The following is an 11,650-nucleotide window of genomic DNA, read 5'->3' on the forward strand; positions in this document are numbered from 1 at the left end:
CGTTCGAGATAGGGACAGGTTGAGGGATGCGAACTTTCCGGAGAGACCTGTCCCCTCACCCCAACCCTCGCCCGCACGGGAGAAGCGGCGCGTCACGGGCTGCATGAGCTGGGTATGAGCATCTCAGCGCGGGCACGGGACGAGGCCTAAGCCGCGCTTCGCGAAGGCGATCGCCGGCCGGTCCTCAACCGAGCCGCAGCAGACCGTATCACGCACCGACATTCCACCCCCTCTCCCTCATCCTGAGGCGACGGAGCGTAGCGGAGGCCTCGAAGGAGGACTCCAGGCCGTGCGCGGGTTCTGGAGGGCTCCTTCGAGGGCGACGCTGCGCGCCGCCACTTCAGATGAAGAGGTGGGTGGGAGGCGCGGCGCAGATGGGCTCGGCGGATCAAGCCGAACGGCGTTGCCGGGCGCCCCTCCCGAAAAACCGAAAAACCGAAAAACCTACTCCACCACTTCGTTCGGATACACGCCCCAGAGGCGGTTCTGGCGGATGTAGCCGTCCACGTCCCGGCGGTTCGGCAGGGTCACAATCATTCGGCACCAGCCGCTGCTGCAAGTCTTCACGTTGCCGATCACGCCGGTCTGGAGCCGCGCCTCGTCCGCCGCGCCCTCGTCCGCTTTAGCGCGTAGCGAGATCGCGGCCTTCTCGGCGCCCTTGTCGGGCCCGGCATTGACGATGGCGGTCCGGCGCCCAGAGAGCAGCGAGTGCAGGACCCAGCCCTCCGTCCCCTCCGAATCGCGGATCCGCCGCCAGGTCTCGAACTCGCCGACGATCTCCACCGGCAGGCCGGCCCGCTGGAACACCCACAGGGTGCGGTGATCCTTGGAGGGACCCTCGCGCAGGTTGACGCGATCGGTCTTCAGGCTGGCATAGCGCGGCAGCGGCAGCTTGGTCACGGGGCCGAGGCCGGTCTCGGGCGTTGCGACCGGCGGGGCCGCGGCGGACGGGGCGAGGCCGGCCAGCAGGAGCGCCGCGACGGCGAAGCTCAGGCGTGACGCGCGCATGGTCTTCTCCCTTTCCCGGGTCGTGGTGCCGTACGGAACCGCCTCGGGCCGATCCGCGCGGTCGGTTGATGATTCATCCTACGAACCGGCAAGATCTCTCGAACCGGCAAGTCCCGTTCGGGACGCGTCCCGACGGGCGCAGGATATCGACGGGACGGCCCGCCGATGCGCGGATCCCGCCGGCATCCGATTGTGTTCCAGCCCACCTCTGGTAGAGAGGCCGATGGGTCGGAACAGGCTCCGGGACCGGTGCCTCGCACCCGACCTGTCTGGCCGAGTTCGGTTAACGGACGCTTGCCACGGATTGTCCGGAACGGGGCCGCCGGGCGGGGATCGCCAACACGGCCGCGAGGCTGACGGGGAGAGAGACGTGTCGAAGCGCAAGCCGCTGGTGGTCGTGACGCGGCGCCTGCCGGATGCCGTCGAGACGCGGATGCGCGAGTTGTTCGACGTTCGCCTCAGTCACGACGATGCCGCGATGCCGGCCGACGCCCTCGCGGCGGCGCTGGGCGAGGCCGACGTGCTGGTGCCGACCGTCACCGACGAGATCGATGCCGGGTTGCTGGCCCAGGCCGGCCCCAACCTGCGGTTGATCGCCAATTTCGGCAACGGCGTCGATCACATCGACGTGGCCGCCGCCCTGGAGCGCGGCATCACGGTCACCAACACGCCGGGCGTCCTGACCGAGGACACCGCCGACATGACGATGGCGCTGATCCTCGCGGTGGCCCGCCGGGTGACCGAGGGCGCGCGGATCATCCCGGACGACGACTGGACCACGGGGTGGTCGCCAACCTGGATGCTCGGGCGGCGCATCACCGGCAAGCGGCTCGGCATCGTCGGCATGGGCCGGATCGGCCAGGCGCTGGCCAAGCGCGCCCGCGCCTTCGGCCTGCAAGTCCACTACCACAACCGCCGCCGGGTCCCGGCCGCGATCGAGAGCGCGCTCGACGCGACCTACTGGGAATCCCTCGACCAGATGCTCGCCCGGGTCGACATCGTGTCGGTGAACTGCCCGCACACCCCGGCGACCTATCACCTGCTCTCGGCCCGGCGGCTCAAGCTGCTGAAGCCCGAGGCGATCGTCGTGAACACCGCCCGCGGCGAGGTGATCGACGAGAACGCGCTCGCCCGGCTGATCGAGGCCGGCGACGTCTCGGCGGCCGGCCTCGACGTGTTCGAGCAGGAGCCGGCGGTGAGCCCGCGCCTGGTGAAGCTCGCCCGCCAGGGCAAGGTCGTGCTGCTGCCGCATATGGGCTCGGCGACCTACGAGAGCCGCACCGACATGGGCGAGAAGGTCATCATCAACATCAAGACCTTCATGGACGGCCACCGGCCGCCGGACCGCATCCTGCCGAGCATGCTCTGAGCGTACATTCGGAAACACCGCCTTTGTCTTTCCGGGGCCGCGCAGCGGAACCCGGAACCCATAGCCGCCAACGCGGCCGGACGAGCGCGTCTGCCTATGATGCGGTCCAGCCGCTCAAAGTCGGGTAGAGGTCCGACCAGTCCGGGTTAAAATCCTCGATCAACCGGATCTTCCAGTCACGGCGCCATTTCTTGAGCGCCTTCTCCCGGTCGATCGCCTCCAAGATGTAAGTGTAGGATTCATACCAGACCAGCCGCGTCACGCCGTAGGTTGACGTGAAGCCAGGACTTGCCGCGGTCTGATGCTCGTGGACGCGGCGGGCGAGATTGTTGGTGACGCCGACGTAAAGGGTGCCGTGCTTTCGGCTGGCGAGCAGGTAGACGTGATACGCCACGGCAGATCTGCCTGATCGGTTTCATTTCCAAACCGAAGCCGACAGCGCCTAGTTTCGGCATCCTCGGCGGTTATGGGTTCCGGGTTCTCGCCTTCGGCGAGCCCCGGAAAGACAAGGTGCGGTGTTTTCGGTCGAAGCGATTCCAGCTGTGGATCATAGCAAATCACTTTCCGCCGCCAAGGACTGCGGTGAGGTCTTGCTCTGCACGCTCTGGAACAGCCGCTCGCTGGTGAGCTTGAGGAAGTAGAATCCGAATTCCGGGTTCTGGTAATAGAGCTGCTTCACGTCGGAATACGACACGCAGAGCGCGTTGCCGGCCTCGATGCAGACCAGCGAGGCGGTGCGGGTGTTGCCGGGCGCGAGCAGCCCGAGCTCGCCGACGATGCCGCCCTTGCGCACTTCGATCCCGACCTCCGGGATCCGGAAGGCGCCGCTCTCGACGTAGTACATCTCGCCGGCCTCCTCGCCCTTGCGGAACACCACCTCGCCGATTCCGAATGGGCGCTGCGACCCGAACGGGCGCAGCCATTCGAGGGAGAGGTTGCCGTCGGCCGCGGTCTCGACGTCGCGCACCAGCCGCATCATCTGCCAGAGGCGGTAGGCGTTGAACGGGATCTGGATCGCCTCGGTGAGCACCACCGGCATGCTGCCGATCAGGATCCCGTAGGTGATCACCGCGCAGCTGGCGCAGAGCGAGATGATCCGCAGCGGGATCATGGTGCTCATCGCCGAGGCCGAGATGGTCAGCGCGGTACCGAGGTAGCCGATCGCCTCTATCCAATCCACGCGCGCCTCCGCCATGTCCCGAGCTTGAGCGGGATGCCCGTCCCGCTGGGCTCCGGCAAGCCGCGCGGCCGCGGGCGGTGCGCGCGCGCCTCAGCCTGTGCCCGCGCGGATACGCTCGGCGGCAGCCGCGGCGGCGCGGGTGCCCTCCTCGTAGGCGCCGCCCACGGTGCCCCATTGCAGCCGCGACAGCGCCTCGCCGGCGAACCAGACGGTGTCGGCGAGGGGCGCGCGCAGGAACGCCCGGGCCGGCGCGTGGCCGGGGGGCACCACCGCCCAGGAGCCGCGGGACCAGGGATCGTGCCGCCATGCGCTCACCGCCGGGATGGTCAGGTCGCGCAGCCGCGCCCGGCCGAACTGCTCGGCGAGCACCGCCCGGACATGGCGGCGCACCCCGTCGGGGCCCGAGCCGGCCGCATCGAGCGCCTCCGCCTCATGCACGTCGAGTTCGTAGTAATGGAACGGCGTGTCGTCGATCCGGGTGAGCAGGCCGGCCGGCGACGGTCGCGTGCCGTGGATCGCCGCCAACCGGTCCCGGCCCCGGAACGGGCTCGACGGCCAGTGCAGGACCGCGTGCTCGTAGATCCCGGTCGAGAAGCCGTCGATCGCCGCCCGGACCGCGTTCGGCAGCGGCGGCGAGAAGGCCGGGCCGTCGCGCAACACCATGACCGGCACCGTCACGATCACAGCCCGGGCCCGGTACGTGGTTCCATCGCCCGTCTCCACGCGCACCTGCCGGTCTGACCAGTCGATGCGCGTGACGGGGCTCGCGAGCGCGATCGGCAGGTCGTTGGTGAGCCGTGCGAGGTAGCTGCCGTAGCCCCCGGCCAGAAAAAAGTTCTCGCTGTATTCGAGGCTCGGGAAATCGTGCAGCGAGACCTCATCGAGCGCCCGGCCCGAGACCAGCCCGTGGACCTGCGCGACGCGGGTGCCCCAGGGGCCGAGCCCCGGTGGAAGCGCGGTCTCGGCCGGACGGTCTGGCCCCGGCTGCGCCGCGCCGCGGGTCATGGCCTGGTCGGCCCGGTCGAAGGCCCTGGCGTTGGCCCGGATCTCGTCGGGGCGACCCCGGCGGCGGTCGACCCAGACGTGGCTCTCCTGGGGAGCCAGCTTCAGGCGCTCTCCGCGCGTCCGGCCCAACGCGACCAGCGGGTTGATCGGCCCGGCATGGAGCCAGTGGGCCCCGAGGTCGAGGGCGTGGCCGCGAATCGAAACCGTGAAGGCCCGGCCGCCGATCCGGTCGCGGGCCTCCAGAACGGCGACACGCACGCCCCGCTCCACCAGGGTCCGCGCGGCCCCGATGCCGGCGGCGCCGGCACCGATCACCAGCACTTCCGGATCCGCGGGCGGCGGCGCCAGGCGCGGCCGGTAATCCGGTGCCCGCGGCGGGTCCGCGGAGCGGACCTCAGCATGCGATGAAGTCGAGGCCTTCACCCTGGAATCCTGCACGCGCGCTCCTGTCCGCTCGCTCCGGTGCGGCCGTGCCTGGCCTTGCGCCGGTCGCCACACCGCTTCACAACGCTGCCGCGCCGCTTCCGGCGCCGCGTCCCCGAGGTCTCGCGCTCCTTCGCGCCGAACCGGTGTCTCATCGGCGGCAAGCGCTCAAGCCGGAAACCCCGCCCGATGATCGTCGAGTCCGCCGCGGCGGCTTTGCGCCAGACCTTCTCCCCGCCCCTGCGGGCGATCCTGTGGAAATCCCTGAGCCTGACACTCGGGCTCCTGGTCCTGCTCTGGTTCGGCCTGACCCGCCTCGTCCAGGCGTTCCAGGCGAGCCACCACATCTCCGCCCAGTACCCGATCCTCGACAACCTCGCCTACTACCTCGCGGGGTTCGGCCTGTTCGTGGTTCTGGCCTACCTCATGCCGGCGATATCGATCCTGGTGGCCGGGTTCTTCCTCGACGATGCCGCCGCGATCGTCGAGCGCACGGACTTCCCGAACGATCCCCCGGGCCGCCCGATGCCGCTCGGCACCGCGCTCTTCTATGCGGTGCGCTTCGCGGGTGTGACGCTGCTGGTCAACCTGGCGGCCCTGGTGATCTTCTTCGTGCCGGTCATCGGGATCGTGGCGTTCTTCGGCGCCAACGCCTACCTGCTGGCGCGGGAATATTTCGAGATGGCGGCGGCCCGGTTCCGGCCGCTCCCGGAGGCCGCCGAGATGCGCAAGGCCTACGCGGTCCGGACGCTCGGCGCCGGCTGCCTGATGTCGGCCCTGATGGTGGTGCCGATCCTCAACCTGCTGACGCCGCTGTTCGGCATCGCCCTGATGGTCCACCTGCACAAGCGGCTCAGCCGGCGCCTGCGCCTGGAAGGGCCGGTCGCGCGATAGTCGAGATGCGGCGAAGCCTCGCTCTATTCGTCGCGGTCTTCGGCCGCTACCGTGACAAGAGTAGGCGGTATTCGCGGCGGAGAGCCGAACGATGAAGGCTCAAGACGCGGTGCAGACGGGCACCAAGGACATCCCGCCGCCGCCCGGCAAGGGCCCGTTCGTCCTCGTGGGTCTCACCGCTCTCGGATTGCTGGGTTACGGCGCCTACAACCACTGGCAGCGGGACGTCGAGGCGACCGCGACCCTGGAGCGGATCAAGACCCTGGTGCCCCAGGTGCGCACCGTCGTGGCGGAGCGGGCGAACGGCCCCCTCGACCTGATGCTGCCGGGCGAGACACAGGCCTTCACGACCGCCGCGATCGCCGCCCGTGCCACCGGCTACATCGCCGAACGGCGGGTGGATATCGGCTCCCGGGTCAAGGCCGGCGACCTGCTCCTGCGCATCGCGGCGCCGGACCTCGACCAGCAGCTCTCGCAGGCCGAGGCTCAAGTCGGCCAGCTGAAGGCGCAGCTGCTACAGGCTCAGGCGCAGGTCGAGCAGGCCCGGGCCAACGTCAACCTCGCCAATCTCACCAACAACCGCACCTCGACCCTGGCCGTCCAGGGCTGGGCCTCGCGCCAGAACGCCGACACGTCGCAGGCAGGCGTGCTCTCGCAGGCCGCGACCCTGGCGGCCGCCGAGGCGGGCGTGAAGGTCGCCACCGCCAACATCACGTCGCAGGAAGCCGTGGTCGACCGCCTGAAGGCGCTCACGGCGTTCGAGCGGGTTGTCGCGCCGTTCGACGGCGTGGTCACGACCCGCAACGTCGATGTGGGCGATCTGGTCAGAGCCGACAACGGCGGCACGCCGCTCCTCAGCATGGACCAGGACAGCGTCCTGCGCATCACCGTGAACGTGCCGCAGAACGATGCCGTGGGCGTCAAGCCGGGCGTCCAAGCCGAGATCAGCGTCCCGCAGATCCCGGGTCGCCGGTTCGGCGGCTTCGTCGAGCGCAGCTCGGTGGCGTTGAACGCCGCCTCGCGGACCCTGACCACGCAGGTGGACGTGCCCAACCCCGACCGGGCGCTTCGGGCCGGGCTCTACGCCACCGTGACGCTGAAGATCCCGCGCACCGAGGAGAGCGTCTCGGTTCCGGCCGAGGCGACCGTCTTCAACCGCAACGGCTTCCAGGTCGCGGAAGTCGGCGAGGACGACCGGGTGACCTGGCGGACGATCAAGGTGCGGCGCGATCTCGGGCGGATTCTCGAACTCGAATCCGGTCTGGCGGCCGACAGCCACATCATCTTCAGCCCGCCCCCGGAGCTGCGCGACGGCCAGACGATCGAGCGCGTGAAGCCGGCACCGCAGACCAAGCCGATCCGAGCCGCGGAGCGGTGATCGGTTGAGGCCGCAGGAGAGGTCTCTCGGCGCCCTCTCCACCGACCAACCTTTTTCATCCTTGGGCTGCCTCGCAGCACCCCGGGATGCGTGGGGTGAAGAACTTTTTCGCTCGCCTCGTCGCTGCGCGCGCAATGACGGCGTGGGATCGGAGGTCGATGGCCTGCCCGACCCGTCGAACCGGTATCAGTTCACCCGCACCACGAGCTTCATCTTCGGGTGGATGCCGCAGAGCACCTGAAAGGTGCCGCGCTCGGTGAAGGTGACCGGCGTGCGGCTGCCTGGTTCCTGATCCCCGGAATCGAAGCTGAACGTGTCGGATTCCACGAAGACGTGGTGCAGCAAATCGCTGTCGTCGTTGACGAACATCACCGTCTCGCCCCGGCTGAGGGCGATATTCCCCGGCTGGAACGCGCGGCCCTTCTGGGACACCAGCAATCCGGAGGCTTCCAGGTCGCCCACCAGGATCAGGCCGCAGACCAGGCCGAGGGCCAGAGCGATGGCCGCCGGCATGGCCGATTTCCAGCGGAGCGGGACGGGCATACTCGGCGCAGCGGGGGCCATGGCATTCCTCGGGCTGATCGAGGCAATCTACCTGAGACTTTATTGAGAAATCATTTTCGAAAACCCTCACGTTCCGCGGAGTTGGGCTGTTTGCGAGACCAGGAACGGGTCAAAACGATTATCCATAAGACGAACCGATAATGGCCCCGGCTAATCGGCTCTTAACATGTGGCAATTACGGTTCATGGCACCTGTCACACGGCGCGGTGCGATGCGAGACCCCGAGAGAGCGACGGATGAGCGGCCGCCTTCGGGTCTGATGCGCTTTGTGCGCGGCATCACCGGCCTTTCGGCGACGATCCGCGGTCGGATCTTCGTCGCGTTCCTGGGCATGAGCCTGCTGTCGGGGGCGCTCGGGCTCTATGCCGTGGTGGCGATCTCGCATGTCGGGGCGCTCGTCAATCGCACTTATGACGAGTCGCTGATGTCGATCAATTACGCCCGGGCGACCGCGGCGGATTTCGCAAAGATGCGCAGCGCCTTCGCGCGCCGGACTCATGTCCGCGACTCCGCCCAGGCGGCCAAGCTCGATGCCGAGATTGCCGATCTCTCGACCACGCTCGCCGAAGACTTGACCATCGCCGTCGAGCGCTCGCAATCGGACCGGTCGGTGCGCACCGCGGGCGCCGTCCAGGCAGCGGTGGCTGCCTGGGAGGAGATGCGCCGCGGCCTCGACCCGGCCACCGCCCGCCCCGAGCGCTGGGACGCGCTGGACCAGTATGCCAGCGCGGTCGACAACCAGATCGACCTGTTGGTCAACTATACGGCGGGCGACGGCTTCACCTTCCGGCAGGCCGCCCGGACGCTGGTGGCCCGGGAGATCCACGTCAACGCCATCGCGGCGGGGCTTGCGGTGTTCGCCTGCGCGCTGATCGCTTGGCTGCTCAACCGCCGGATCACCGGCCCCCTCGCCGATGCCTCGGCGGCCGCCGAGCGGATCGCCAGCGGACGCCTCGACGACCGGATCCCGGCCGGCGGCCGGGACGAGCTCGGCAGCCTGCTCCGCTCGATGGCGGTGATGCGCGACAACATCCAGGCGATGATGCAGCGTGAGGTCAGCCAGCGACGGGTCGCCGAGGCCCTGGTGACGGACGCGCTGCAGACCTCCCGCGAAGGCGTGGTGGTGGTCGACGCCGTGGGGTGCATCGCGCTCGCCAACGCCCAGGCGCTGCGCTTCTTCGACGGGCTCGAGGCCGCGATCCTGGCCGGCATCTGTCCGTCGGATTCCGAGGACGGTTCCGGTACCGGCTCGCAATCCCTCGACGAGTGCTTCCGGGCGCTCGCCCGCGACGGCGACATCCGGCTGGCGGACGGGCGCTGGCTGCGGGTGAGCCGGAGCGCCACCCAGTCGGGCGGCTTCGTGGCCGTGTGCAGCGATATCAGCCTGCTCAAGGAGCAGGAGGACCGGCTGACCGAGACCAACCTGCGGCTCGACGCGGCGCTGGACAACATGTCCCAGGGCCTCTGCCTCTACGACGCACAGCATCGCCTGATGGTGGTGAACCGGCGCTACAGCGAGATCTACGGCCTGGCCGCCGGGACGATCGTTCCGGGGATGTCGGCGCAGGACGTGATGCGGGCGAGCCTCGTGGCCGGCAACCATCCCGGCAGCGACCTCGCTGCCCTCCTCCACCAGGAGCACGAAGCGCATCGCGGCGGCACCTGGCACACGCAATTCCAAGAACTCGCCAACGGCCGCACCGTCTCGATCGACCGCCGCGAGACTGCCGATGGCGGATTCGTGGCGACCTACGAGGACGTCACGGAGCGCCGCCGCGCCGAGGCCCGCATCGCCTTCCTGGCGCACCACGACACGGTGACGGGCCTGCCGAATCGTGAAGCGCTCGGCCAGCAGATCGAGATGGCGGTGGCGCAGGCCGGGCGCGATTCGGGCTTCGCCGTCTTCGCGATCGACCTCGACGACTTCCGCCCGGTCAACGAGACGCTCGGGCATGGGGTCGGCGACGAGCTGCTTGCGGCGGTCGGCGAGCGGCTCACCGCCTGCGTGCGCGAGATCGACTGCGTCGCCCGGCTCGGTGCGGACGAGTTCATCGTCGTCCAGCGCGGCGTCGATCGCCCGGAGGAGGCCGCGATCCTGGCCCGCCGGATCATCGAGGTGCTGAGCGCGCCCTACATCTTGAGCAACCACGAGATTAGCGTCGGGCTGACCATCGGCATCACCCTGGCACCGAGCGACGGGGCCAGCTGCGAGAAGCTCCTGAAGAATGCCGAGGTCGCCCTAGACCGCGGGAAGACCGAGGCCCGGGGCTCGTTCCGGTTCTTCGAGCCCGAGATGGATGCCCGCCTCCAGGCCCGGCGGCTGCTGGAGCGCGACCTGCGCGACGCGCTGATCCGCGAGGCGTTCGAGGTCTATTACCAGCCGATCTACAGCCTCGACACGGACCGGATCTGCGGTTTCGAGGCGCTGCTGCGCTGGGATCACCCGACCCGCGGCTTCGTCTCGCCCGCCGAATTCATCCCGATCGCCGAGGAACTGGGCCTGATCGTCCCGCTCGGCGAATGGGTCCTGCGCCGGGCCTGCGAGGAGGCCGCCCGCTGGCCGGATGGGCTCAAGGTGGCGGTCAACGTTTCGGCGGTGCAGTTCACCTCGGCGAGCCTCGTCACCGCAGTGCGCGAGGCCCTGCGCCGGACCGGCCTGCCCGGCCGCCGCCTGGAGCTGGAGATCACCGAATCGGTGCTGGTCGCCAATCCCGGCGCGACCACCGCGATCCTGCACAGCCTGAAGGCGCTCGGTGTTCGGGTCTCGATGGACGATTTCGGCACCGGCTACTCGTCGCTGAGCTACCTGCGCAGCTTCCCGTTCGACAAGATCAAGATCGACCAGTCCTTCGTGCGCGACCTGTGCGTGAAGGACGGGACCGACTTCATCGTCCGGGCGGTGATCGGGCTGGGCTCCAGCCTCGGCATGACCACCACCGCCGAGGGCGTGGAGACCGAAGCGCAGCTCGCGCATCTGCGCGCAGAGGGCTGCGACGAGATCCAGGGCTACCTGATCAGCCGCCCGGTTCCGGTCTCCCAGGTGGGCGAGGTCATCCAGCGTTGGAACGGTGCCGCCCGGGCGATCGCCTGAAAGCATCCCTCCCCCGCCGCGGGGGGGAGGGATAGGCAAGCGCCTTACTCGGCCGCGTCGAGGCGCGGGCGCTCGATGTGGCTGCGCTCGGCCTTGACCAGCTCGGCCGTGCGGAACGCCACCTCCAGCGCCTGCTCGGCGTTGAGGCGCGGGTCGCAGTAGGTGTGGTAGCGATCCTGCAGGTCGTCGGCGGTGAGCGCCCGGGCGCCGCCGGTGCATTCGGTCACGTCCTTGCCGGTCATCTCCAGATGGATGCCGCCCGCGAACGTGCCCTCGGCCCGGTGGACGCCGAAGAAGCCCTCGATCTCCTGCATCACCCGGTCGAAAGGCCGGGTCTTGTAGCGGCCCGCCGCGACGGTGTTGCCGTGCATCGGGTCGCAGATCCAGACCACCGTCCGCCCTTCCCGCTCGACCGCCCGGATCAGGGCCGGCAGGTGGTCGCCGACCTTGTCGGCGCCGAACCGGCAGATCAGGCTGAGCCGGCCGGGCTCGTTCTCCGGGTTGAGCTGATCGACCAGCCGGATCAGGCCGTCCGCCTGCATGGACGGACCGCATTTCAGGCCGATCGGGTTCTTGATCCCGCGGGCATATTCGACATGGGCATGGTCCGGCTGCCGGGTGCGGTCGCCGATCCACAGCATGTGCCCGGAGGTCGCGTACCAATCGCCCGTGGTCGAGTCGATGCGGGTCAGCGCCTCCTCGTAGCCGAGCAGCAGGGCCTCGTGGCTGGTGTAGAAG

At 69.3% G+C, this 11,650-nt stretch carries 10 protein-coding genes; 4 read left to right on the forward strand and 6 right to left on the reverse strand.

The window, feature by feature from the left end:
• Nucleotides 1-444: 444 nt before the first annotated feature.
• Nucleotides 445-1,008, reverse strand: a complete 564-nt coding sequence (locus FV233_RS09495; RefSeq protein ID WP_147897322.1) for an SH3 domain-containing protein — start codon at nucleotides 1,006-1,008, stop codon at nucleotides 445-447.
• A gap of 370 nt (nucleotides 1,009-1,378) precedes the next feature.
• On the opposite strand from FV233_RS09495, the gene FV233_RS09500 reads away from it, so the two are divergent.
• Nucleotides 1,379-2,377, forward strand: coding sequence for a D-glycerate dehydrogenase (locus tag FV233_RS09500; RefSeq protein WP_147897323.1), 999 nt, complete (start codon nucleotides 1,379-1,381; stop codon nucleotides 2,375-2,377).
• Between the two features lie 94 nt (nucleotides 2,378-2,471).
• On the opposite strand, the gene FV233_RS09505 is transcribed toward FV233_RS09500, so the two are convergent.
• The 3 genes from FV233_RS09505 to FV233_RS09515 all read right to left on the reverse strand — a co-directional run bounded on the left by FV233_RS09505 (nucleotide 2,472) and on the right by FV233_RS09515 (nucleotide 4,910).
• Nucleotides 2,472-2,771, reverse strand: a complete 300-nt coding sequence (locus FV233_RS09505; RefSeq protein ID WP_147897324.1) for a GIY-YIG nuclease family protein — start codon at nucleotides 2,769-2,771, stop codon at nucleotides 2,472-2,474.
• Nucleotides 2,772-2,924: 153 nt separating this feature from the next.
• On the reverse strand, nucleotides 2,925-3,557 hold the full coding sequence (locus FV233_RS09510; RefSeq protein WP_147897325.1) for a cyclic nucleotide-binding domain-containing protein: 633 nt from the start codon (nucleotides 3,555-3,557) through the stop codon (nucleotides 2,925-2,927).
• A gap of 90 nt (nucleotides 3,558-3,647) precedes the next feature.
• Nucleotides 3,648-4,910 (reverse strand): NAD(P)/FAD-dependent oxidoreductase, encoded by a 1,263-nt coding sequence (locus tag FV233_RS09515; RefSeq protein WP_147897332.1) that lies wholly within the window; start codon nucleotides 4,908-4,910, stop codon nucleotides 3,648-3,650.
• A gap of 264 nt (nucleotides 4,911-5,174) precedes the next feature.
• Between FV233_RS09515 and FV233_RS09520 the strand changes: the two genes are divergently transcribed.
• On the forward strand, nucleotides 5,175-5,879 hold the full coding sequence (locus FV233_RS09520) for a sulfate transporter family protein (RefSeq protein WP_147897326.1): 705 nt from the start codon (nucleotides 5,175-5,177) through the stop codon (nucleotides 5,877-5,879).
• A gap of 91 nt (nucleotides 5,880-5,970) precedes the next feature.
• The gene (locus tag FV233_RS09525) at nucleotides 5,971-7,257 is read left to right on the forward strand and encodes an efflux RND transporter periplasmic adaptor subunit (RefSeq protein WP_147897327.1); all 1,287 of its coding nucleotides are present in this window, start codon (nucleotides 5,971-5,973) and stop codon (nucleotides 7,255-7,257) included.
• 186 nt (nucleotides 7,258-7,443) lie between these two features.
• Here the strand turns inward: FV233_RS09525 and FV233_RS09530 are convergent, their stop codons facing one another.
• Nucleotides 7,444-7,770, reverse strand: coding sequence for a plastocyanin/azurin family copper-binding protein (locus FV233_RS09530; protein ID WP_238260382.1), 327 nt, complete (start codon nucleotides 7,768-7,770; stop codon nucleotides 7,444-7,446).
• Between the two features lie 262 nt (nucleotides 7,771-8,032).
• On the opposite strand from FV233_RS09530, the gene FV233_RS09535 reads away from it, so the two are divergent.
• Nucleotides 8,033-10,912, forward strand: a complete 2,880-nt coding sequence (locus FV233_RS09535) for an EAL domain-containing protein (protein WP_147897328.1) — start codon at nucleotides 8,033-8,035, stop codon at nucleotides 10,910-10,912.
• Nucleotides 10,913-10,956: 44 nt separating this feature from the next.
• Here the strand turns inward: FV233_RS09535 and FV233_RS09540 are convergent.
• Nucleotides 10,957-11,650: 3-deoxy-7-phosphoheptulonate synthase (locus FV233_RS09540; RefSeq protein WP_147897329.1), on the reverse strand; the 694-nt coding region annotated here is incomplete at its 5' end.

This window comes from Methylobacterium sp. WL7 (assembly GCF_008040085.1).
Classification (GTDB): Bacteria; Pseudomonadota; Alphaproteobacteria; order Rhizobiales; family Beijerinckiaceae; genus Methylobacterium; species Methylobacterium mesophilicum.

Coding starts and splice junctions, on each gene's coding strand:
- FV233_RS09535 (WP_147897328.1), top strand. CDS start 8,033: ATGCGAGACCCCGAGAGAGCGACGGATGAGCGGCCGCCTTCGGGTCTG.
- FV233_RS09495 (WP_147897322.1), bottom strand. CDS start 1,008: ATGCGCGCGTCACGCCTGAGCTTCGCCGTCGCGGCGCTCCTGCTGGCC.
- FV233_RS09525 (WP_147897327.1), top strand. CDS start 5,971: ATGAAGGCTCAAGACGCGGTGCAGACGGGCACCAAGGACATCCCGCCG.
- FV233_RS09530 (WP_238260382.1), bottom strand. CDS start 7,770: ATGCCGGCGGCCATCGCTCTGGCCCTCGGCCTGGTCTGCGGCCTGATC.
- FV233_RS09520 (WP_147897326.1), top strand. CDS start 5,175: ATGATCGTCGAGTCCGCCGCGGCGGCTTTGCGCCAGACCTTCTCCCCG.